The organism is Paenibacillus sp. P5_B5, assembly GCF_056400365.1.
The window spans coordinates 37,954-61,637 of record NZ_JBFULK010000005.1; the positions used below are offsets into that span (position 1 = coordinate 37,954).

Here is a 23,684-nt window from a genome sequence, read left to right on the forward strand (position 1 = left end):
CTATGAAGCATAATCGATTAGGGTCATCTGATCTGATGGTAAGTGAAATTGGATTAGGGTGTATGTCACTTGGTACGGAGGAGAAGAAGGCAGTTTCTCTCATTCATGAAGCTTTGGATCATGGTGTAAACTTGCTGGATACCTCGGATCTATATGACAGTGGTCGCAATGAGGAGCTTGTTGGCAAAGCGATTAAAGGGCGGCGTGATCAAGTTGTACTAGCAACCAAAGTAGGTAATCGCCGAGTAGAGGGACAGGATGGTTGGATTTGGGATCCTTCCAAAACCTATATTAAATCTGCGGTTAAGGAAAGCTTGTGTAGACTCCAGACCGATTATATTGATTTGTATCAACTGCATGGTGGTACAATGGAAGACCCTATTGATGACACGATTGAGGCATTCGAAGAATTAAAGCAAGAGGGACTCATTCGATATTATGGTATCTCTTCGATTAGGCCGAGTGTGATTCGGGAATACGCTGCACGATCATCCATTGTAAGTGTTATGAATCAATACAGTATCCTAGATCGCCGTGCAGAAGAAGAGGTGCTGCCTCTATTAAATAATCAGGGGATTAGTGTGATCGCACGGGGACCGATTGCAAGTGGAGCTCTGGCAAGCAATCGATTGATCACTAAAGGCTACCTGAATTACAATCTAGAGGAGTTGCTAGAATTGCGAGAGCGACTTCAAACGCTGGGGAAAGAATCTCAAAGAAGTATGTCTCAGCTTGCAATTCGTTATTCGTTAAGTGAACCAACTGTAGCAACTGTTATTCCAGGTGCAAGCTCAAGTGAACAATTAAGGCATAATTTAGAAGCAGCGAGTACTACGAGATTATCTGCTGATGAAGTGGAACTGATTCGCAGCATTAGCAAAGCCAATCGTTATGAGCTTCATCGCTGAATTCGAATTAATAGTAACAAAGAAGAGCGCATAGCCAATAGGCTTGCGCTCTTTATTTAGGATTCTAAGCTTATAAATTATTCTTTAATCGATTTTCCTACCATAACCACAAGCCATATTAATGCGCCGCCTAGTATAGTGTGGCAAAGACCCGCAATATGAGGCAAGCCGGCAAAATCGGTTCCGTTAATTTGCATGATACCGCGAGCAGTTAGTGCGCCGACCGTACCAAGGACACCGATATGATAAACGACAAACCAACTTGAGAATCCTTTGTGCTTATGAATACCGAATTGCTTGGCTAGTATGAGCACGAGTAGGAAGACTATGAAACCAAGCACTAGAATGTGGGTGTGTGTAGCAACTAATATTGTTTTTCCTGTGAATTCATTGAGTTTCGTATATTCACGATAGAATATACCTGATAAGAGACCTAAAATGACATAAAATAAGGAAGAATAATATAGTTTTTTCATGATGACAGCTCCTTTGAAATTTGTTTAGTAGTAGTTTTATTGCCCAATAAGGTCATGATGGAAGGTAGCAATACGCCTCGCACGAGGAAAGTATCAATAATGATGCCCATCGCCATTGTGAGTCCGAAGAGAAATAATTCCTGCAATGGTTGTGTGATCAAGACACAGAACGTTGCTGCTAGAATTAGACCTGCAGAAGAAATAACTCCTCCAGTATGAGTGACACCTCGTTTAATGGCATCTTTCCATTCATAACTGCGAGCTTCTTCATTTATCCTAGAAACCAACATAATGTTATAATCTACTCCGAGTGCTACCATGAATACAAAGGTATATAACGGTAATCGATAACTAATGGCTTCATAACCAAGTACATAATGATAGATCATCCATCCAAGCCCTAGAGTAGCGGCATACGATAATAGGATCGTTAGGATCATTAATAAAGCGAGCTTAAATGAACGTGTTTGAAATACGAGCATGATTGTAATAAAGACTGTAATTAATGTGAACAACAGAATAGTATCCCGCGTGTTCATTTCCCGTACATCTAATTGTTCAGCTGTTTGCCCTGCATAATGGAGTGAATAATCAACTGCATTCAGATTAGTAGCGGCTAATGAGCTTTCTGCTGTATCTCGCAATGATTGAACTGTATTCAGTGCTGCTTGATCATATGGATTATCTCTTAATATGAGTTGAAATTTCAGTGATTTTTTACTCTCAGAGATAAAGTTTTGCGGGATCAAGGCTGGATTGCTTACCCATTCATCTGAAATAGAGGGCGAGATGGACATAATCCCTGGTTGCTTCTTCAATTCTTTGGTCAAGGCCGTTAATTGACTAACAGTTTCCTGATTAAGCTGAAATTCTTTATCGGATTGCAATAGAACAGTAACAGGTGCGAGATTTCCACTTGGATAATGTTGTTCTAATATCTCAAACCCTTTGCGTGAAGTGATATCCTCAGGAAAAGACTTCATTAAGTTAAACGAGAAATTTATCGAAAACAGATTAAGTGCAGCACTCATGAGAAGTATGATCAGAATACCTGATGTAATGATAGGCTTTCGAGTTACTAGCGACCCAATCTTGCTCCAGAATTTATGAGATGTCGCTTTCTTATCCTCCAACCTAGGTATGAATGGCCAGAACGCTTTGCGGCCAAGTAAGGTGAAAATACTAGGAACAAGTGTCAGTCCTGCAAGCAGAATGATGACGATTGCTACCGAGAATACAGGTGCAAAGTGGTTATAGGGCTTGAAGATTGCGGTTGCAAGTGTCAGCATAGCGATGAGCACGGTTCCCCCGCTAAAGGCAATTGGCTCTCCAAGATGTGTCATGGTCATACGCATTGCATGGTGCTTGGAGCCGATCTTCTGAAGCTCTTCACGATAGCGTGAAATAATGAAAAGACAGTAGTCTGTTAATACTGCGAATAGCATGACCATCATGATTGAAGTTGCTGCGCTATCCACGACGAACCATTCATTCTTAGCTCCGAATCCAAGCAGTCGGTCAACTACTTGATAAACCACGCCTGCGATAAGTAGTGGCATGATAGCAAGTAGTGGAGAACGGTAGATGAAGATAAGCATGACAAGAATTAAACCAACAGTTGCAAACATGAGAACGAAATCTGCATTTTTGAACAAGTTAATCGTGTCTGCGGATATTCCCGCTGGTCCTGTGATTTCAAATTGGAGATTATTCATGTTCAACTCTTCAAAATGCTCTTTAATTTGATTGAGAGTTTTATAATTTATGTCTGAACTTATGTCTTTCTGAAGTGCGACATTGATCAGCAATGATGTTCGATCTTCTGATAGCATACTGCTCTGTATGTTACTTGGAAGCTTATGAAATGGGAGGGCAGCAGCGATATTCTCGGGTTTCTGATCAGAAGCAAGCCACTCACTTAGAGCGATAATTTGGGCCTGATCCTCACTAGTAATTCCAGTTGGACGATGGAATACGAGTAATGCGGTTAATCCATCTTTTGATGGGTAATATTCATTTAACAGCTGTGATGCAATTGCGGAAGGAGTATTTTCGTGTATACTTCCTTCCTGACTATTTTGAGCATATTGTTTAGAGCCTGGTGCGATTGCACTTAATAGAACAATGATAACAAGCCATGCAGCAAGTGTGATTTTGGCTCCCTTAGGATTACTAGTCCATTCAGCTAATTTGCGGAAACCCCGCTTCATAGGTCATTCAACTCCCGTCTCTTCTTACATATACAAGTATGATAAGACCGGAATATGAACGCAGGATGAACAGTTGGTTACAAATGCGGTAATTGTATCGTAAAGGTCGTTCCAGACCCAACCTGACTTTGTACTTTGACTGCTCCTTGATGAAGTTGTATGATTTTATGCACAATTGATAAACCGAGTCCAGTTCCTGAATGTGAACGGTTCCGTGCTTTGTCAGCTTTGTAGAATCGATCAAAAATATGTGTGAGATCTTCCTCCGGTATACCAATTCCCTGATCATGGACGGTCACGAAAATATGATGCTCAATAAGAATTTCGATCTTAATGAGCGAGTTATTATTGGAGAATTTAATAGCATTCGATAATAAATTGACCCAGACGAGGTGAAGCAGCTGCTGATCAGCAAATACCTTTACTTCAGGTAAATCCATATCAATAGTGAGATTCTTTTCTGTCCAGAGCCACTCAGCTCCAATAACAACCCGCCGGATTTGCTCATCTAATCGATAAACGGACCGTTTAATGGCGCTGTTTTCTTTATCAAGAGAAGCAAGTGTTAAGAGTTGATTGCTTAAAGAAGACAAACGTCTGCTTTCTTCATCAATGATTCGTAAATAGCGTTCTTTATCTTTAGCATCTGTTTCCTCGTTTATTACTTCTTGTACGAAGCCTTGTATGGAGGTTAATGGAGATTGAATTTCATGAGATACATTAGCTACGAATTCTTGCCGCATTTCGTCGAGCTGCTTAAGTGATTGCGCCATTTGTGCAAAATGTCCAGCTAAGTTACCAATCTCATCCCGTCTATTTACATCGAGCTGAAGGTCATAATCACCATTAACTATATTTTTAGTTGCTTCGGTTAAGTTCTTAATAGGTTTAACGATAAACCGAGTGAAGATAATGATTAACACGATGCTAAATAGAAAGGTAAAGAATAGGAGTAACGCCATAATAATGCGGACTTCACCAATTTGCTGATTTAGATCAGGTTTAATAAACAGTGCATAATTCTTTCCCTGCACGTTAATTGGAATACCGACACTATTCCGTAAGCTATTCTCAAAATACCCCGTGATCGAGAGGCCACTGGTATCTCTTAGAGCACCGTAGTATATTTGACCATTCAAGACATTAATTACTTGATCCTCGGGAAGCTCGGTTTTTCCAAAGGCTCTTCCGTAAAAATCACCCTGTTTCCCATCTGTTAAATAAATTTGAAAACCCATACTAGCGATATGTGGAAAATATTCATCTTTACTAAGTTTGGGTGTTCGCTCATACAGGGTTTTAATTTCCTTTGAGATATGAATTAATTTCTCTTCGTAATATTTTTTTAAATTCGTTTGGTAATGAATACTGGTCGCTAGGAGTGCCATTGTACTGCTGATAAGAGCGATTAAGATAGCGATAAGGACTATTCGGACGTAGAGGGTTCTCATGCTTCTTGCACCTCAAGCTTATATCCGATTCCTCGAACTGTTGTGATGATAAAATCATTTGAATAATCGCTAAATCGCTCACGAAGTCGTTTGATATGAACATCAACGGTTCGATTGTCACCTTGGAAGTCTGCTCCCCAGATTAAATCTACTAGTTCCTCGCGGGTGAAAATACGCCCTGGAAAGCTAGCGAGCTGAGATAAAAGCTCAAACTCCTTGAGTGGTAGAACTTGAATGTTATCACCATGAATGACTTCATAGCTCTTACGATTAATAATGGTGTTATTTAATTTAATGACTTCAGATGAAACCATTCGGTAACGACGAAGTAGGGCTTTAATTCGAAAGAGTAGTTCCTTGGGTTCAAAGGGCTTGACCATATAATCATCTGTACCGGCTAGAAAGCCCGTTTCGATATCTTTGGCTTGTCCTTTGGCAGTGAGCATAATAACAGGAATATCATAGTGTGTGCGAATTTCTTCACATAGCTGCCAACCATTCTTGATCGGCATCATCACATCAACAACTGCTAGATGAATGTTCTCTTGTTCAAGTATTGCTGCAGCAGCACCGCCATCTTCAGCTTCATGTACCGTATAGCCTTCTCTTTTTAGTAGCAGGCCTACAAGCTCCCGAATATGTGGATCATCATCAGCGATGAGAATCTGTCTACTCATGTTATTCCCACCTATGGTTTAGACTTGGTTTCCCTTACAGATTATCTTTAAACATTATGATTTGCAAGTTCAATGTTAGAGACATGCTCGAATATGTGACTAAAATTATTCTTATTAATAGCACTTTGCTTATCAACTTCAATTATTTAATTTTGAATTGATGAGCTGTTTGCTGCAGAGTTTCAGCTAAATGGCTAATTGAGTCAGCAGATGCAACAATGTTCTCCATTGACGCAAGTTGTTCCTCCGTATAGCTTGATATGGATTCAGTCGTGTTAGCGGTGTTCTCAGACATTCGCTTCATTTCTTGCAAGGACGCTGCAACCTGCTGTGCTCCCGCGGATAGCTCCTGTGAAGCGGCGGATGCGTCTTGAATAAGAGTCACAGTATTCTTCGTCGCTTGATGAATCCGATTAAAGGCTTCTCCTGTTTTTATTACGGATTCAACTCCAATATTCACTTCTATTTCACTTCTATGCATTTCTGTTACAACAAATGTGATGTTGCCTTGAATACTGCTAATGAGCTCCGATACTTGCAGTGCAGAATGATTAGAGCGATCTGCAAGTTTCCGAACCTCGGAAGCAACTACAGCGAAGCCTTGACCCGCTTCCCCAGCTCGAGCCGATTCAATCGCAGCATTGAGTGATAATAATCTTGTCTGATTAGCGATTTCTGTAATGACTTGAACGATTGAACCAATCTGCTGTGAGCGATCATTAAGCTGCTCAATAACGATCGATAAATCACTGATCGTGGCATGTAGAGAAGTCATTTTCTCTGTAGTCTCAGCTATAAATAAACTACCTTGATCAGCTTCATTAGCCATACTTTCAGATACACCAAGTGTAATGGTAGATGTCTCTGAAATCCGCTGGATAGCTGCCGCCATCTCTTCCATTGCATTTGCATTCTCCTCAACACTTCTGGCTTGTGTGTGAGTGAGTAACGAAATTTGCTGGACGGAAGAAGAAATATGGTTGCTCGCTTCCGTTACTTCATGTGTTGATTGAGCTAAAGCCCCGAGCTTCTGTGATACTTGATCAGAGCTTGTGCTGATTTCTGTTACAAGCTTAAGAATGTTCTGACGCATGAGTGAGAACATTCTTCCGAGTTGTCCGAGCTCATCCTGATTCTTGATGAGTAGGAAGTCACCCGTAAGATCACCTTTTGCGATTTGCACCGTTTGTTCACTTACAATAGAGAGTGGCTTAGCTATATGCCTAGCGAATAAATAGGAAAATAGTAGACCTGCCAAGAAGCAACTCGCAAGTGTGATGAGAAGGGTCTTAAGGATATTGGTGAGTCCTTGGTTGTAATCCTGCATATAGGATCCAGCAGAGACAATCCAGCCCCAATTCTCGTAATACGCACTGTATACTACCTTGAGCGCCTCCTTTTCGGAATTCGGTAAAGGCCAGTTATATTTGGTTAATCCGCCACCGCTTTTCGCTTTAGCGATAACGTCTTGGATATAGTAGAAACCGTCACTTGTTTTTCTGTCCCATATGCTTTGACCTTCTAGCTTTGGATGTGCCAGCAGCATACCTTGATCATCAAGTACGTAATAGTACCCGTGCTCACCCAAATCAATATCTTTATTGATCGTTCTTATACCCCCCTGCTTAGAATCAAGTAAGGCTGTTTTCACTTTTTCTTGTGCTTCTTCTTTAGATAAAGTTCCATTCTTTACGGATTCATCAAATGAGGTAATCAGAGCAAGTGCCATGGCTACGTTATTTTGAATGTTTTTTTCAATAAGTGTGTTTGTTTCCTTGGATGACGATTGATAACTGATTGTTCCGATAATAATTATTGGAACGATTAACAGAATTAAACATGCAGTAAGGAGTTTGGTGCGAATCGTTATTGTAGGTTGTAATGATTTATCTTTGCTCATATAGTTCTCCTCCAGTTTATTCCAGTTTCTTCTTGCTATAGCAGTAACAATGCCATTTACACCCAGTATTTCGACAAATTCCTACAAAGACCTTTTGATAATGAATAATAATTTTCAGACATATGTTAATTTTGTGACTTAATAGAGTAATTATTTGATTATTTTAATAATCGCGTCAACTAGTTGAATACAACCATATCTACCATTAATTTGGGAATGAAAGAGTTGGTAGAGGATGTTACTATGGTTTAGTACCACAATCAAGTCGAAGCTCATTGAGCGCGGGGGAACCGTTGTTTTTGTGGGGTGAAACCATTTGATATGGTAGAGGATTGCTCTTTATCTCGAACCCGTCAGCTAACCTCGTAGGCTACCAAAGGAGAGTAAGATATGAAAAAGAGTTTTAAGAAAGTAGCAGTAACAAGTTCGCTAGCATTAGTTATGATGGTGTCGGCTGGAGCTGGAGCAGCATCCGCCGCTACAAATAATTCGTGTCAGTTGCCAGATAATGAGTCTGCTAATCAGATCATAAAGAAGATTAATAGTGATCTTCAGACGAAAATTAAAAATCCGGAATTCGGAAACATTCATATTGTATGGCCTCCGCAATGGAAGGATTCGGTTACAGGTAAGCCAGGTACCGGTACTAAGCCGGGCACAGGTACTAAACCAGGTACAGGTACTAAGCCGGACACAGGCACGAAGCCTGATACAGGCACTAAGCCAGGAACAGGTACTAAACCAGATACGGGCACTAAGCCGGATACAGGCACTTCTCAATTTACACAAGAGGTTGTTAAACTTGTTAATGATGAGCGGGCAAAAGTTGGTGCTAAGCCACTAACTATGGACACAGCTCTTTCAAATATGGCGCTAGATAAAGCAAAGGATATGTACACTAATAATTATTTTGATCATAATTCACCAAGATACGGTTCACCATTCGATATGATGAAGTCTTATAACATTTCTTATCGCACAGCGGGTGAGAACATTGCTAAAGGGCAGCGTTCTCCAGCGGATGTTATGAAAGCCTGGATGAACAGTGCGGGTCATAAGGAAAACATCCTAAACCCTAACTTTACGAAAATAGGTGTAGGATATTATCAAGGTGTATGGGTACAAGAGTTCATAGGTTAATTTCAATAGAGACTAACGTTAGGCATGAAATATGTCTTTCGTTAGTCTTTTTTTTGTGAATATATCAGCATATGTTTTGGCGGTTATCGATAAATTGATTAAATTTTTCGATTATCGTAGAATTACTATCTATATAAGATGTTAGATTATTATGCTGAATGATATGGGGGGGATTCAATGTTTCGGATCATAGAGGACAACGGTGAGAATATAGAAGCCAAAAAGCAAGTAAGAACTGGATTATCACAATTTAATCGAAACCATATTTCAGAGCGTCTGAGAGAGCAGCATCAAGAAGTGAACTTCTTCGTGCTTGACGAAGAGAGTGGTCAGGTATGTGGCGGAATGATAGGTCGTAATTTCTGGGATGTCTTAGCGATTGAAATTCTATGGCTAGATGAGAAACTGAGGAAGCGTGGCTATGGTGCTAAGCTGATTCAGATGGCAGAGGATAAAGCGAAGGAACTGAAATGCTCGATGATTAAATTGGACACTCTCAGCTTTCAAGCACTTGGTTTCTATCAAAAACAAGGGTTTGAAGTATATGGACAAATTGAGGGTGTTGCAGGCGAGCATACGCACTATTATCTAGTTAAAAAGTTATAAAATAACCGACTCCGTCTTGCATTAGTGGACGGAGTCGGTTCATTATGTATGTTCCGCTTACCCACCGCATATGGTGATATAAACGGGTAAAGCGGGTGTATTTAGTATGCAAATAATTCCAACAAAACAATTACGAGATGTATATATCATTGAACCTGCAAGCTATGAAGACCCACGTGGCTTCTTTATGGAGAGCTATAATTCACGAGAGTTTCAAGATGCAGGGATTAACATCGCATTCGTTCAGGACAACCATTCTTTATCCAAGGAAGCGGGTGTGCTAAGAGGTCTACATTATCAGCTCAAGCCCAAAGCACAGACTAAACTGGTGAGAGTCTTAACAGGCGCCATCTATGATGTAGCGGTAGATCTACGCAAAGACTCACCAACATTCGGTCATTGGACAGGTGTAGTTCTTAGTGAAGCGAATAAGAGACAATTGTTGATTCCCAAAGGATTTGCTCATGGCTTCTGTACACTTGTTCCCAATACACAAGTATTCTACAAGGTTGATGAATATTATTCACCGAATTGTGATAGGGGAATAGCTTGGAATGATGAGTTTATCGGGATTGATTGGCCAATCGCGAAGCCGATCCTATCCATTAAGGATCGAGATCTACCTATATTAGAGTTAGCAGAAATTAATTTTGTATGATCGTGAGCTTCTGCTCAGCAGGAATACGAGAGCTTGCTTGCGGAATCATTTCGGGATAGCCCATTTGGAGTAGTCCAACAACACGCTCGTTAGCTTCGATCTGAAGTGCTTCACGGAATTGTGCGGATTTCGTGTATCCACTTGTTTTCCATACCATACCGATACCTTGTTCCCATGCAGCGAGTTGGAAATTCTGAATAAGGCTAGCTGTAGCTGCATAATCTTCTTCTCTGCGTACAGGATTCTCGTCTTCTCTGACAACAACAACTAGATGAACAGGAACGTTATTAACCAAATTGTTATAGGTCTTCTCGCCAATTTTCTCCTTATTCTCCGCTGTGAAAGAATCGAGAACAGCGTTAGCTAATCGCTTCTTTCCTTCCCCTTGTACAAGAATGAATCTCCAAGGCTCTGAAAGCTTATGATTTGGGGCCCAGATAGCCACATTTAATAATTCTATAATCATATCGGTTGAGAAGGGAAGGTCTTTAAATTTGCTCACCGAACGTCTTTCTTTAATAATGCTTTGTATTGTTTTCAAAAGGAAAATCCTCCATTTCAATATGTGCTTAGATTAGTGATAATAATTCTCAATACATACTCAATAATATATGATTGTGTATGTTGGATGTCAAGTATTATGATTAAATCACTACCTTGCATTGTTCACTACTGTGTGATATATTTATTTTACAGTAGTGAGTATAGTTCAGTACTATGAATTCTAAACAACGTAAGATAAAGTGGAGGATGTCATGAATGTTATTGTACAATTTAAAAAAGGTGTATTGGAACTCTGTGTACTTGTTCTAATTAGCAAGAAGGATCAATATGGTTACGAACTTGCTCAGCAGCTCTCTAAATATATTGAAGTGGCTGAAGGAGCCTTATATCCGCTACTGCGTAGGCTAGTTAAGGAAGGCTATTGTACGACTTATTTACAAGAGTCTAATGAGGGACCACCACGTAAGTATTATAAGTTAACTGAGTTAGGCGAAGGGTATTTAAGCTTAATGGTTGCAGAATGGAAACAATTTGTGACTGGGATAAACAACTTGTTAGAGGATGGGGAGAGAGATGAATAAAGCGCAATATATGGGGATACTTGAACAGCAATTAGCAAGACTTCCCATCTCGGAGAGAAATGAATTATTGTATGAATATGAAGCTCATTTTACCTTTGGGTTACAAAATGGCAAGTCTGAGGCAGAAATTTCATATGAACTTGGCAATCCCTATGAAATAGTGAAAGAGGTCCTTCAAGATCGAAATGATTTACATGCTGCTAGCTTCGAACATGTAACTAGCTATCCTAGAGCTGCTCATGTTCAATCGTCTACAAGCGGCGTGAGAACAATATTACTTTCGATTGGACTAGGTTTTCTTACACTTGCGATTGTATTCCCAATAGGAGTTTCTTTATGGGCAGCCTGGTTTGCTTTTAGTGTCTCTTCGATTGCATTCTTCCTTAGCCCAATTGCTGCATTGCTAGATTATATTCTCTATAACGAGTTCGTCCCTGCAAAGTGGTATACAGCAATCGGGCTTGTCGGTGTAGGTCTAATATTTACAACAACCATTAAGCCTGTTTACAGCTGGTTATTACAGGCAACAGTAGGCTATTGGAATTGGATGCGATCACTTGTAAAGGAGAGTAATTACGAATGAGGAAAATATTATTAACGTTAGGTATCGTTTGTATGCTAATCGGAGTGATAGGAGTGGTTTCTACGAATTTCAACTTCGGTAGTAAAGGAACTGCATATGTGAAGGAATGGAAATTCACAAACGATGAATTGAAAAATCTTCATTTAGTGGGTAGCAGCTATTCGATAGAACTTGAGGTTGTCCCGAGCTCAGATGATCAGAACTCAATCAAGATAACAGGAAATGCATCCGATACAGTCATTCAGCAGATTGAAGAAGCAGCTATTACAGACCATACCTTAAATTTATCGTTACGAGAAGATACTCGGTTCTTTAGCTTTATGGATTTCACAGGATTCGAGAAACAGCAAATTGTGATCACGATGTCTAAGCAAGCTTCATTCGATTTAGTTACTACTGATATGAGTTCGTCGAGCATTAGTCTAACGAATTTAAAGACGAAAACCGCAAATATTGATAGCTCTTCGGGTAGCATCAAAATAACGAATCTGCAAGCAGATCAAGCAGAAGTATCAAGCTCTTCTGGTAGTATAAGAGTTGATGGTGCAACAGCTAGTCAATTAACGTTGAAATCGACTTCAGGTAGTATCAAAGGAGCAGATATTACAGGCAATACGAATGCTACTGCAAGTTCTGGCAGTATTAAAATAGATCAGTTAACAGGCGATAAGGTGAATGTGAAAACGAGCTCTGGATCGATTAACATTGATGATTTATTGACCAAAGCAGCAGATATTAAAGCATCTTCAGGTAGTGTTAATCTTGCCGTTTCTAAGGAATTTGGTGGTTTATATGATCTAAGCGCGTCTTCCGGCTCGATATCTGCCCCTGAATCCAAGGGATTAACGAATGACCTCATTAAGGTAAAAACTAGCTCAGGCAGTATTTCAATTCGTGAACAATAAAATTCACAAACAATAGAGCTCACAAGCAATACAAGAAAAGACTAATTCCTATTTAAAAGGATTGGTCTTTTTAAGTGATATAGAGTGAATGAAGAATAATAATGTGAGCTGTACGACACAATAAACTCCAAAATTACTTTGCATGACTATAATATTAAGAAATGGAGTAGATACATATGAAATCAAAGAAAATTAACCGAGTGGCGCTTATAGGCGCTGGATTTGTTGGATCGAGCTACGCATTTGCTTTACTTAATCAAGGAATTGTAAGTGAACTCGTCATTATCGACAAGAACGTGCGTAAAGCAGAAGGTGACGCAATGGATCTTAATCATGGCTTACCATTTGCTCCGCCTATGAATATTTGGGCAGGTGATTATTCGGATTGTAAGGATGCCGATGTTGTTGTCATTACAGCGGGTGCGAATCAAGCACCAGGTGAAACGAGACTTGATCTTATTGGTAAAAATTCGCGGATTTTCAAACAGATTGTAACATCCATTATGGAGTCTGGATTTAATGGTATTTTTATCGTTGCAACCAATCCAGTGGATGTATTGACCTATGCTACATGGAAATACGCAGGAGTTGCTCCTGAGAGAGTTATCGGTTCTGGAACTATTCTAGATACAGCGAGATTACGTTATACATTAGGTGACGCATTCCAAGTGGATTCTCATAATATACATGCCTATATCATGGGGGAACATGGCGATACTGAATTGCCAATTTGGAGTAATACTTATGTTGGGGCTCGTCCATTACTGGAATATGTAACTGATAAAGTTGGCCTTACACAAACAGATTTGGATAATTATTTTACGAATGTGCGGGATGCCGCTTACCATATCATTGATCGTAAGGGCGCAACCTATTATGGAATTGCAATGGGACTTGCACGTCTGACGAAAGCGATCGTTCGCAATGAAAATTCCATTCTAAGTGTATCGGCACTTTTGACAGGGCAATATGGATTAGAAGATGTATATATTGGTGTTCCTGCTGTTGTTAATCATGGCGGTATACGCGAAATCATGGAACTTACCTTAAGTGAGGATGAAATGAGCAAGCTCCATCATTCTGCCAAGGTACTTAAAGAAGCAATACAATCAATTCATCTGTAAAATCAAGTATAATGAGGAGGGAAGTGTGATAACGCACCGTATAGAAATGAGAGATGTCCATGAAACTCGATCGGTTACTGTCGATCGTTATATTACTAATAAATCGAAGAATGGTACAAGCGAAAGAACTCGCAGATTTATTTGAAGTGTCTGTTCGTACAATCTACCGAGATATTGAAGTGATTAACCAAGCGGGGATACCGATTACGACCTTTCAGGGAGCGGGCGGGGGCATTGGTCTTGTAGAAGGCTATCGGTTAGATCGCAATCTACTAACGAATAATGACTTAGCGGCGATCATGACAGCGCTACAGAGTATCTCCACCTCCTACAATAGCCATAATAATCAGATGCTTATGGAGAAAATAAGTAGCATTATTCCCAAGGCTCAGACAGAGCAGTTTCATAACCAAACGAAGCAATTTATCGTTGATTTCTCCTCGTGGGGCAATAATGGGCAGCTTGAAGATAAGCTGAATCAAATCAAACTAGCAATTGAGCAGCTTAGAATGATATCCTTCACCTATTGTGATGCTCAGGGAGAAGTTACAGAACGTAGCGTTGAACCTTATACACTCGTATTAAAACAGCATAAATGGTACCTCTATGGTTATTGCAAGGTTCGAAGTGGCTTTCGGTTGTTTAAGCTGTTTCGGATGAAGGATATTAGGGTTCAAGAGCATTCTTTTATCAGACAAGATATTTCGATTGAGTCTTTGCCTTGGAAACAAGGATGGCATGAAACAGTAACATCCACTCCAAATGTTCAGCTGATTCTCCGCTTTCGTCAAAAAGTTAAACATTTGGCTGAAGAATGGTTTGGAGTGGAGGAACTACATGAGGATGGCTATGGAAACTACGAAGTATCACTAGATTATCCTGAAGACAATTGGCTGTATGGCTTTATCCTTAGTTTTGGGCAAGATGTTGAAGTGTTACAGCCATTACATATTCGTCAAAGAATTAAAGAGATTGCTGCTAATATTTCACAAATCTATGATGGAGATCAATAAACATGACATAGGGTTGTCAGGTTCACTCTCTTATACTTGATCTATAACGATGTAGGAGGGTAATATGATGAGCCAGAATGTATGTCAGAGCTGTGGAATGCCACTTGAGCATGAAGAGCAGTATGGGAACGATAAGCAAAATAATAAGGTGCAGGATTATTGTAAGTACTGTTATGAGAAAGGTGAGTTTACAAATCCTAATTCCAGCTTAGAAGAAATGATCGAAATCTGTGTGCCATTTATGGTGCAGGATGGAATGGAAGAGCAGGCAGCGCGAACGATGATGACGAATTATTTACCGAATTTAAAGCGGTGGTCATCTCAGGAGAACAATAATAATAAGATAATTAAGCCATTTACAATCATAGAGAAACCTGAATTTCATTTAGTAGGAATTGCAACGAGGACCTCAAATGGGCAAGAAATGACGGAGAGTGGTGTCATTCCTAAACTGTGGGATCGTTTCTCAGAACAGTCGATCCTACAGCATATTCCGAATCAATCCGAGCCGAATACAATATATGGCTGTTATACCGATTATGAGAATGAGGCATTCGGACAGTATACATTGCTTCTAGGTACTAGTGTTAATGCTATAGACGTCCTACCTGAGGGAATGACAGTAATTAAGGTGCCAGCTGCCAAATATGCTGTGTTCACAACTAGAAGAGGACCTTTCTCAGAGGTAGTAGTAGAAGCTTGGCAGGCGATCTGGAGTATGGCAGCGAGTTCGGTTCTGGAGCGTATATACACGGGGGATTTTGAGTTGTATGATGAGCGTAGCTTAAATCCTGAAGAGGCTGAGGTCGATATTTATATTGCAATAAAATAAGAGCTCTGAATCATAACTGATTTTGATGTTGAGCCAAAATAAGGCTATAGAAAAGAGGTGGTATGCAGAAGTTTTTCTAGCGTACCGCCTCTTTATGTGTGATGACAATTAGGAACTTCTCTTAGGTATGGGAAGCCAAGCTACAATATCTTTAATTTTAGCATTGCTATACGTCCAGTCATGACCAGCCTTTGGAAGCTCGTTATAAGTAAGCTGGAAGCTGGTTTGTTCACATGCATGACGAAAAGTTAGATTATTCGTGTACAAGAAATCTGCTGTGCCACAGCATTGATAGAGTATTGGCTTAGGCATATCACTTTTATTAACTTCGTCGAGCAGATAAAGCAGGTCATTGTCAGTTCCTTTAATCTCTTGATCACCAAATATCAGTTCATATTGAGAATCCATCGTTTCACGCGCTATAGGAGCTGTAATATCTAGAACACCTGATATGCTTGCTGCTGCTGCAAATTGATCAGGATGGCGAAGTGCCCATTTCATAGCTCCATAACCCCCCATAGAGAAGCCTGCTACGAAATTATCCTCTCTAGCAGAGGATAGGGGAAAGAAAGAACGAGCGATTCTGGGTAGCTCTTCCGTTAAGAATGTCCAATATTTGTTGCCATAAGCCATATCGGTATAGAAGCTGAGATCAAACTGTGGCATCACGACAGCTAAATCACGCTCAGCCGCAAAGCTTTCAATTAAAGTATTTCTTGACCAAGACGAATGATCGCCTGCCATGCCATGAAGTAAGTAGAGAGTCGGGTATAGCTCCTTCTTACTATTGCTCGGATCATTTATATGTGCAGAGTTTTGTTGCGGTAGAAAAACTGTCATCGTGGACTTCATTTTTAATGTATCTGAATAAAAGCTGCATTGAATAAGTGCCATGTTGTCTACTCCTTTAATCGTAAATCTAGTTCAAGATAGCATTATGCCATTTATTTCGAAATAAGGTATTCATCCTTGATCGCCATTCAAGGGAAGCCAATCAAGAATATCTTTGATTTTGGCATCACTATAGGTCCAATCGTGACCAGCACCAGCTTGTTCTACATAAGTATGAGGTAAGCTTGTTTGCTCGCATGCTACGCGGAAAGCTTGATTGTTTTGGTACAAGAAATCTTCTGTCCCACAGCACTGATAGAGTAGTGGTCTCTGTGTGTCAATTCGGTTCACTTGCTCTAGTAAATGGATGAGATCATTGTCTGTACCCTTAATATCCTGTTCACCAAAAATTGTTGTAAAATGATGCCCATATCGATCACGTAACAATGGATCTGCGATATCTAATACACCAGCAATACTCGCTGCTGCAGCGAAATGATCGGGATGACGAAGCGCCCATTTAAAAGCACCGTAACCCCCCATTGAAAATCCTGCAACGAAATTATCCTCTCTTGCCGAGGACAACCGGAAGAAGGAGCGGGCAATTCGGGGTACTTCTTCTGTTAAGAAAGTCCAATATTTATTCCCGTATGCCATATCTGTATAGAAGCTACGGTCAACCTGTGGCATAACCACAGCCAAATCCTTGGCTATGGCATAACGCTCAATTAATGAATATCGTGACCATGCAGAATGATCATCTGACAAGCCATGTAGGAGATAGAGTGTTTTGTACAGCCCATCTGTTGAACTCTTCTGGCTATTGTTTTGAGACGAGTAGTGTTCAGGGAGGATAACGGTCAATGTTGTCATAAGCCCTAATACTTCCGAGTAAAAGGTACATTCTATAAGTGCCATATCAAGTTGCTCCTCTTTATCGTATTCTAAGTCCATCTTATCATGGCAAAAAATAGGAAGGCAATAGATCAAAAAAAAATTAATAAGGACACTGTACAAATTAATAAATGGATAATATAATAAATTCATATTATTCTAAAAAAGGGGAGTTAGAATGGATAATACGGAACCAATTAGGGGATCTACACTAGTTAACTATGGTTCTCATTCTGGCACCTCTGAAATTGTCAATGTTTATTACAAGTCGAGCATCGGATCAAATGATTTCAAATGAAACGTTAGTCTCAAATCGATGCGCTTGGATGAATTAGACAAAATCCAAAATAAAGCTCTTGAAGCCAGCAAATTATTAATCAAATAATTCGTAATTCATAGAATGATAGAACTGGGGATTGCTTTGTTAGAAAACTTTGCCCAGGAGAAAGGACAGCCATGACACATATTAGAGGCAACATGTTTCTGATGAAAGAAATCAATCGGGCAACCATTTTAAGCTTGCTTCATAGAGAAAAGGCGATGTCACGAGCAGAGATTGCGAAAGTAACGAAGCTAAGTGCGACAACTATTTCTTCATTAGTGGATGAATTAATAGCGGAAGGCTTCATTGTAGAATCGGGTGAGAAATCATCTCCAGGAGCTGGTCGAAAGGCGATTTCCCTCGAAATTAGTAAAGATAAGGGGTTTGTAATCGCGGTTGGACTTGGGAATCAGAACTTTTATTGCACACTTTCGAATTTTCATAGTGAAGTTGTTGCAGACCTGAGTATTCCTACTGTGAAAGGTAACAATCATGTTCTTCAAGCGATTATTGAGTGCATTAACGGGGTGATTGAGCGTGCAGACATTTCTGATTTTTCAAAGATCAGGGGTGTGGGGATTGCCTCACCTGGCATTATTAATGAAATTGGGGACACGATTACGTATTCACGCTATTTAGAATTAAGTGATTTTAATGTTGTGAAGCTGCTCCAAAATCGTTATAATTTGCCTATGTTTGTGATGAATGATACGAGTGCAGCTGCCTTTCAACAATATTACAAAGAGACAAATTCAGATGTGAAGAATGTGCTCTATGTATGGATTCATGAAGGCGTTGGGGCCCGGATCATTCTGAATGGTCAAGTATTATCTGGTTATAAAGGTAGAGCAGGAGAGGTAATCCTGCTGCATGATGAATTATTTAATACGACGAATGTACTGGTGAAAGCTCGTCAAAAGGCAATCAAATTAGGGGCTTCAAGGATTCCTGAGGATATAGAAGATGTACTTGAAGCCTATAATAATGATGAAGCTTGGCTTGAACCGACCATGAATCGTATTCTCATGTTCTTAAGCAGAGCAGTCGCGATCATGATGAATTTGATTGGTCCCGAACAACTTATTTTAGATGGTTGGTTTATCAAGTCAGATAAGTGCATGGGTAAAATTCATCAGTATTTAAGTCAGTTTACAGCTCAAGAATTGTATGAACCAGAGCTTGTCGTTAGAGCAAGTTCGGGTAAGAAGAATCATGTGAAGGGTGCGACGACAATGACCTTATATCAACTTTTTAAAGGAAAGGTATCGGTCGTCTAGCAACCTTAAATATGAAAACAACTATGAGGATAAGAGGGAGAGGAATCATCATGAAAATTGGGTTAAGCTCTTATAGTTTATTTAACGAGATCAAATCAGGGAATATGTCAATCTTAGATGTAGCTCAGTGGGTATCTAATCATGGTGGAACACACATGGAGGTCGTGCCTGTAGGCTTCAATATCCATCAAGATCCCGAACTGCCTGAGAAAATCCGTGAAGAAGCTAAGCGTGTTGGCATTGATCTATCCAACTATGCAATTGGTGCTAACTTTATCGTAGAGAACGAACAGAAACTAAGAGATGAAGTGGATCGGGTCAAGAGAGAAGTCGATATCGCAGGCAGACTAGGTGTGAAATTAATGCGACATGATGTTGCTTCTCGTCCAATTCCAGAAGCAACTCTAGCAAATTATATGCAAGACTTAGGTTTGTTAGTTGAAGTATGTCAGGAGATTGCTGACTATGCGGCTCAGTACGAGATCGTAACATCAATTGAGAATCATGGCTTCTATATTCAGGGAAGCGACCGAGTGCTTACTTTAGTAGAGAAGGTTAATCGCGACAATTTCCGAACAACACTAGATGTTGGTAATTTCTTATGCCTTGATGAGAATCCACTAGATGCGATTAAGAGAAGCCTGCCATATGCCTCTATCGTACATTTGAAGGATTTCTACTATCGACCTTCACATCAGAATCCAGGGGATGGCTTTTTCCGTACTGCGAATGGCAATTATTTAAGAGGTGCTATTGTCGGTCAAGGCGACATTGACATGTACGAAGTACTTCGTACGATTAAAGAGTTTGGTTATTCGGGGTATTTCTCAGTTGAGTTTGAAGGACTCGAAGATTGTAAATGGGGTTCGAAGACTGGGATGGATAATGCAGTTAGAATGTGGAATCAACTATAACGTTAGTGGAGTGTGAGAATGATATGAAACGCGTAAATGTTGGTGTGATCGGAGCGGGTTCGATTTCGAGTGTTCATTTTGAAGCTTATCGTAACAATCCCAATGTAGAAATTTATGCTGTTTGTGATTTGAACGAGGAGCGGGCAGCAGAGAATGTGGCTAGATATGGGGCAACTAAGATCTATACGGATTACCATGAATTATTAGCTGACCCTGCTATCGATGCGGTTAGCATATGTACTTGGAATAACTCACATGCGGCTATATCCATTGCGGCATTAGAAGCAGGTAAGCATGTGCTTTGTGAGAAGCCGCTTTGTAAAACAGTAGAAGAAGCAATACAAGTACAAGAAGCCGTCAATAAAACCAATCTTATCTATCAAGTGGGCTTCGTTCGTAGAAGTGCTTCGAATACCGGCATTTTGAAGCAATTTATTGATGCAGGTGAGTTAGGTGAAATTTATTATGCTAAAGCCTCTTGTTTACGTAGACTTGGGAATCCGGGTGGCTGGTTTGCTGATGTAGAGCGTTCAGGTGGTGGACCGTTAATTGATCTTGGAGTTCATATTATCGATATCAGTTGGTATCTAATGGGTAGACCAAAGGTGAAGTCGATTACTGGTAATGTGTATCATAAGCTTGGTAATCGCTCGAATATCAAAAATCTACAATTCTATAAAGCTGCTGATTATGATGCAAACCGCAATACAGTTGAAGATAGTGCGAATGCCCTTATTCGTTTTGAGAACGGAGCTTCGCTAATGGTTGATGTCTCCTTCACTCTTCATGCGAAGAAGGATGAGCTATCCGTTAAACTGTATGGTACTAAGGGTGGTGCTGAACTCGAACCTGAAATATCAATAGTGCTTGAGAAGCATGACACGATTCTGAATGTTAATCCTCAGGTGGATCATCTTTCATTTGATTTTGCCCATGCATTTCAGAATGAGATTGATAACTTTATTAACAGCTGCTTAACTGGTTCCCAATCGATTGCACCAGTTGAAGATGGCGTCGAGCTTATGAAAATATTATGTGGCATTTATGAAGCAGCTGACAAAGGCTGTGAAATTACTTTTGCATAATTAAGCAAGTAAATCAATTTAATGGTTTCAATGAGTTATGAAATTGATTCAAGTATATGGTTTATATCGATACTAGCTTTCCTAAGGAAAGCATATAGGAGAGTAAGGATAATGAAACTATTGAATAAAGTTGGCGTAATCGTAGACAGCTTTGGCGTACCCTTACGTGAAGGACTTCAAAAGGCTAAATTAGTCGGTGCTGACGGTGTGCAAATCTATGCCGTTCACGGGGAAATGGACCCAGATAACCTATCTAGTGCTTCCAGAAAAGAATTGAAAAATTACATCGCATCACTTGGTCTTGAAATATCCGCATTATGTGGTGATTTAGCTGGGCATGGCTTTCAAGATGCTGAGGTCAATAAGCAGAAAATCGAGAAATCTAAGCGGATTCTTGATCTTGCTGTTGAACTAGGTACGAGAGTAGTAACTACTCATATCGGGATTGTTCCTCAGGATGAGAATGATCCTATATATGAAGTCATGCAGAAGGCATGTGATGAACTATCCATGTATGCCAAAAGCATGAATGCGTTCTTCGCAATAGAAACAGGGCCAGAAACTGCGGCAACCCTAAAGAAATTTCTTGATTCCTTAAGTGCGAACGGTGTATCGGTCAATTTTGATCCTGCGAATATGGTCATGGTTACAGGAGATGATCCGGTAGCTGGGGTAAAGCTACTACGTGATTACATTGTACATACGCATGTGAAGGATGGTATCCGTTATATGCCTGTTGATCCGAGAGATGTATACGGATCGCTTGGATATGCAGATATGGATCATGGCAAAATTGCTCAAATGGTCGCATCAGGAGAGTACTTCCGTGAAGTACCGCTTGGTGAAGGAAATGTTAATTTTGATACTTATTTTGCTGCATTACAGGAAATTGGATATGAGGGTTATTTAACGATTGAACGTGAAGTGGACCAGAATCCTGAAGAAGATATTTCGAAGGCAGTTCAATTTATCCGTCAATATCAATAAACAGAAGAGAGGCCGAAGGCCTCTCTTTTTATCGTTATAAGAATAAATTCGAAATTGTACTTTAGGATAAGATGAGTTTTAATTATAGAAGGAGTCTTTAGTGATCAGGAGGAATAATAGATGAAATTACAGCCTAAAGAAACTGCAGTAGGATTTATTGGTATTGGGGTAATGGGCAAGAGTATGGCAGGTCATATCATGAAAGCGGGCTATCCTTTACATATTTATACGCGTTCAGCAAACAAAGCGGCTGAGTTAATAGATCAGGGTGCAGTCTGGCATGATTCGCCGAGTAGTCTTGCAGCGGTATGTGATGTCATTATTACAATGGTAGGTTATCCGAAGGATGTAGAAGAGGTGTATCTTGGTGAGCAGGGTTTACTGAAACATGCGCAAGCAGGTACCTATTTCATTGATATGACAACATCGAGTCCACTACTTGCAGAGAGAATCTATCAGCAGGCTGCCAAACAGCAAATGCATGTATTAGATGCACCGGTTTCCGGTGGCGATGTAGGTGCACGTGAAGCTAAGCTATCCATTATGGTCGGTGGCGACCGTGATACTTATGAAGCTATACTGCCGATCTTGGAACTTATGGGATCGAATATCGTGCTACAAGGCAAAGCAGGTGCTGGTCAGCATACGAAGATGTGCAATCAAATAGCGATTGCTTCCAATATGATTGGGGTATGTGAGGCGTTAGCTTATGCTAAATCGTCGGGACTCGACCCTGAAAGCGTACTGAAGAGCATTGCAACTGGAGCGGCAGGAAGCTGGTCTCTTAGCAATCTTGCACCTAGAATTATTGCCGGCAATTTTGAACCTGGCTTCTATATTAAGCATTTTATCAAAGATATGGGCATTGCCCTTGAGGTTGCTAAGGAAATGAAGCTAGAGACACCAGGTCTAGCACTTGCTGCTTCTCTCTATGGGCAGCTTGCTGATCTCGGATATGAGGATAAAGGGACACAGGCTCTGTACAAAATTTGGGCGGAGTAAATTCGGATGGGATAATAGATTGTAATAAAGCCAAGCCCTCATTACTCGGGTTTGGCTTTTGTTTGTGGTAGTTGATTTTGCAGCTCATTTGCAAGCCGTTCTGCATCTTCGAGGCGATAGGTAAGCATTACGTAGACATAGTCGTGCTTCTTGTCTGCATCTGGTTCAGGTTGGCCTGTACTTGGTTTGGTTGTATCTGATTTAGCTATATCTGATTCTAGCTCGTCTGAATTTGATAAGGCTTCATCTTTGAGTTCGGATTCTGCTTGATCATCCTGATCTGATTTAGTTGAAAGTGCTTGATTAATTTTCTCCAGGGAAAGCTTCCATTCAGCTTCTGTTATAGATTCAAAGGCAATGTTAGCACTTGCATTGTGCTCTTTGGAACCTGTTTCCATACCATGCTGAATTAGACTTAATCCCGAATTAATAAGCGACATGAACCTTTGCATCAAATAAGCTGAGTTCTCAGAAGCCATCTTATCGTCTAAGTGATATGTGGTATTCATTTTTTTATTCGACATATAATACTTCTCGATCAAATTACCTTGCTGCTTCGTCTCGACAAGCTCGAGAAAGCCAGCCTCTTCAAGCTTCTTGACGTGATAGTATAACCGTGAAGGTAACTCATCCATCTTCTCCGCCATTTGTTTAACCGTTACTGGTTCCGAAGCTGCGATCGTTAGGATTTGATTACGCTTAGGATCTAGCATTAGCTTGGCTATTTCAAAATCCGATATCGTTGGTATATTTGCCATAAGTGGTCATCCTTTTCTGAGCAACAATTCAGGTAGCACTCCTGTA

General features: G+C 40.2%; 24 protein-coding genes and 1 riboswitch. Of the genes, 15 read left to right on the forward strand and 9 right to left on the reverse strand.

From position 1 onward, the window contains the following. Window positions 1-2 precede the first annotated feature (2 nt). Complete coding sequence (locus tag AC1DOK_RS07995; protein WP_477553733.1) at window positions 3-908, forward strand: aldo/keto reductase; 906 nt, start codon at window positions 3-5, stop codon at window positions 906-908. A 77-nt stretch (window positions 909-985) separates the two neighbouring features. On the opposite strand, the gene AC1DOK_RS08000 is transcribed toward AC1DOK_RS07995, so the two are convergent. From AC1DOK_RS08000 to AC1DOK_RS08020, 5 genes are all read right to left on the reverse strand, one after another. Then, window positions 986-1,384, reverse strand: a complete 399-nt coding sequence (locus AC1DOK_RS08000) for a DUF2871 domain-containing protein (protein ID WP_477553734.1) — start codon at window positions 1,382-1,384, stop codon at window positions 986-988. Further along, the gene (locus AC1DOK_RS08005) at window positions 1,381-3,594 is read right to left on the reverse strand and encodes an MMPL family transporter (protein WP_477553735.1); all 2,214 of its coding nucleotides are present in this window, start codon (window positions 3,592-3,594) and stop codon (window positions 1,381-1,383) included. Before AC1DOK_RS08005 ends, AC1DOK_RS08000 begins: the two co-directional genes overlap by 4 nt. Window positions 3,595-3,671: 77 nt before the next feature. Next, window positions 3,672-5,045, reverse strand: coding sequence for a sensor histidine kinase (locus AC1DOK_RS08010; RefSeq protein WP_477553736.1), 1,374 nt, complete (start codon window positions 5,043-5,045; stop codon window positions 3,672-3,674). Continuing rightward, complete coding sequence (locus AC1DOK_RS08015; protein ID WP_477553737.1) at window positions 5,042-5,722, reverse strand: response regulator; 681 nt, start codon at window positions 5,720-5,722, stop codon at window positions 5,042-5,044. The genes AC1DOK_RS08010 and AC1DOK_RS08015 overlap by 4 nt, the downstream gene beginning before the upstream one ends. Window positions 5,723-5,864: 142 nt before the next feature. After that, window positions 5,865-7,622 carry a methyl-accepting chemotaxis protein gene (locus AC1DOK_RS08020; RefSeq protein ID WP_477553738.1) on the reverse strand — a complete coding sequence of 586 codons (1,758 nt, stop codon included), beginning with the start codon at window positions 7,620-7,622 and terminating at the stop codon, window positions 5,865-5,867. A 253-nt stretch (window positions 7,623-7,875) separates the two neighbouring features. Next, a riboswitch (cyclic di-AMP (ydaO/yuaA leader) is annotated at window positions 7,876-8,009 on the forward strand. A gap of 3 nt (window positions 8,010-8,012) precedes the next feature. On the opposite strand from AC1DOK_RS08020, the gene AC1DOK_RS08025 reads away from it, so the two are divergent. The 3 genes from AC1DOK_RS08025 to rfbC all read left to right on the forward strand — a co-directional run bounded on the left by AC1DOK_RS08025 (window position 8,013) and on the right by rfbC (window position 10,026). Further along, complete coding sequence (locus AC1DOK_RS08025; RefSeq protein ID WP_477553739.1) at window positions 8,013-8,762, forward strand: CAP domain-containing protein; 750 nt, start codon at window positions 8,013-8,015, stop codon at window positions 8,760-8,762. A gap of 177 nt (window positions 8,763-8,939) precedes the next feature. Then, a complete protein-coding gene (locus AC1DOK_RS08030; RefSeq protein ID WP_477553740.1) occupies window positions 8,940-9,368 on the forward strand; it encodes a GNAT family N-acetyltransferase in 429 nt (142 codons plus the stop codon). A 106-nt stretch (window positions 9,369-9,474) separates the two neighbouring features. Further along, window positions 9,475-10,026: a dTDP-4-dehydrorhamnose 3,5-epimerase gene (gene rfbC / locus AC1DOK_RS08035; protein WP_477553741.1), complete on the forward strand. Its 552-nt coding sequence runs from the start codon at window positions 9,475-9,477 to the stop codon at window positions 10,024-10,026. Here the strand turns inward: rfbC and AC1DOK_RS08040 are convergent. Further along, window positions 10,013-10,567: a nitroreductase family protein gene (locus AC1DOK_RS08040; RefSeq protein ID WP_477553742.1), complete on the reverse strand. Its 555-nt coding sequence runs from the start codon at window positions 10,565-10,567 to the stop codon at window positions 10,013-10,015. The genes rfbC and AC1DOK_RS08040 overlap by 14 nt on opposite strands. A gap of 214 nt (window positions 10,568-10,781) precedes the next feature. Between AC1DOK_RS08040 and AC1DOK_RS08045 the strand changes: the two genes are divergently transcribed. From AC1DOK_RS08045 to AC1DOK_RS08070, 6 genes are all read left to right on the forward strand, one after another. After that, a complete protein-coding gene (locus AC1DOK_RS08045; RefSeq protein ID WP_477553743.1) occupies window positions 10,782-11,111 on the forward strand; it encodes a PadR family transcriptional regulator in 330 nt (109 codons plus the stop codon). After that, window positions 11,104-11,694 carry a DUF1700 domain-containing protein gene (locus AC1DOK_RS08050; RefSeq protein WP_477553744.1) on the forward strand — a complete coding sequence of 197 codons (591 nt, stop codon included), beginning with the start codon at window positions 11,104-11,106 and terminating at the stop codon, window positions 11,692-11,694. The genes AC1DOK_RS08045 and AC1DOK_RS08050 overlap by 8 nt, the downstream gene beginning before the upstream one ends. Next, the gene (locus tag AC1DOK_RS08055) at window positions 11,691-12,599 is read left to right on the forward strand and encodes a DUF4097 family beta strand repeat-containing protein (RefSeq protein ID WP_477553745.1); all 909 of its coding nucleotides are present in this window, start codon (window positions 11,691-11,693) and stop codon (window positions 12,597-12,599) included. The genes AC1DOK_RS08050 and AC1DOK_RS08055 overlap by 4 nt, the downstream gene beginning before the upstream one ends. A gap of 176 nt (window positions 12,600-12,775) precedes the next feature. Next, window positions 12,776-13,723 (forward strand): L-lactate dehydrogenase, encoded by a 948-nt coding sequence (locus AC1DOK_RS08060; RefSeq protein ID WP_477553746.1) that lies wholly within the window; start codon window positions 12,776-12,778, stop codon window positions 13,721-13,723. A 59-nt stretch (window positions 13,724-13,782) separates the two neighbouring features. Beyond that, window positions 13,783-14,736, forward strand: coding sequence for a helix-turn-helix transcriptional regulator (locus tag AC1DOK_RS08065; RefSeq protein WP_477553747.1), 954 nt, complete (start codon window positions 13,783-13,785; stop codon window positions 14,734-14,736). Window positions 14,737-14,803: 67 nt separating this feature from the next. Next, entirely contained in the window at window positions 14,804-15,568 is a 765-nt protein-coding gene (locus tag AC1DOK_RS08070; RefSeq protein WP_477553748.1) for an effector binding domain-containing protein, read from the forward strand. 108 nt (window positions 15,569-15,676) lie between these two features. Here the strand turns inward: AC1DOK_RS08070 and AC1DOK_RS08075 are convergent, their stop codons facing one another. Further along, a complete protein-coding gene (locus AC1DOK_RS08075; protein ID WP_477553749.1) occupies window positions 15,677-16,462 on the reverse strand; it encodes an alpha/beta hydrolase in 786 nt (261 codons plus the stop codon). Between the two features lie 69 nt (window positions 16,463-16,531). Next, entirely contained in the window at window positions 16,532-17,317 is a 786-nt protein-coding gene (locus AC1DOK_RS08080) for an alpha/beta hydrolase (protein WP_477553750.1), read from the reverse strand. A 432-nt stretch (window positions 17,318-17,749) separates the two neighbouring features. Here AC1DOK_RS08080 and AC1DOK_RS08085 point away from each other — a divergent pair, with 432 nt between their 5' ends. From AC1DOK_RS08085 to AC1DOK_RS08105, 5 genes are all read left to right on the forward strand, one after another. Further along, entirely contained in the window at window positions 17,750-18,892 is a 1,143-nt protein-coding gene (locus AC1DOK_RS08085) for an ROK family transcriptional regulator (RefSeq protein ID WP_477553751.1), read from the forward strand. Between the two features lie 50 nt (window positions 18,893-18,942). Beyond that, window positions 18,943-19,806, forward strand: coding sequence for a sugar phosphate isomerase/epimerase family protein (locus AC1DOK_RS08090; RefSeq protein WP_477553752.1), 864 nt, complete (start codon window positions 18,943-18,945; stop codon window positions 19,804-19,806). Between the two features lie 23 nt (window positions 19,807-19,829). Beyond that, a complete protein-coding gene (locus tag AC1DOK_RS08095; protein WP_477553753.1) occupies window positions 19,830-20,891 on the forward strand; it encodes a Gfo/Idh/MocA family protein in 1,062 nt (353 codons plus the stop codon). A 111-nt stretch (window positions 20,892-21,002) separates the two neighbouring features. Then, window positions 21,003-21,878: a sugar phosphate isomerase/epimerase family protein gene (locus tag AC1DOK_RS08100; RefSeq protein ID WP_477553754.1), complete on the forward strand. Its 876-nt coding sequence runs from the start codon at window positions 21,003-21,005 to the stop codon at window positions 21,876-21,878. Window positions 21,879-21,998: 120 nt separating this feature from the next. Continuing rightward, on the forward strand, window positions 21,999-22,880 hold the full coding sequence (locus tag AC1DOK_RS08105) for an NAD(P)-dependent oxidoreductase (RefSeq protein WP_477553755.1): 882 nt from the start codon (window positions 21,999-22,001) through the stop codon (window positions 22,878-22,880). Between the two features lie 41 nt (window positions 22,881-22,921). On the opposite strand, the gene AC1DOK_RS08110 is transcribed toward AC1DOK_RS08105, so the two are convergent. Further along, window positions 22,922-23,638, reverse strand: a complete 717-nt coding sequence (locus AC1DOK_RS08110; RefSeq protein ID WP_477553756.1) for a helix-turn-helix domain-containing protein — start codon at window positions 23,636-23,638, stop codon at window positions 22,922-22,924. Window positions 23,639-23,684: the final 46 nt, after the last annotated feature.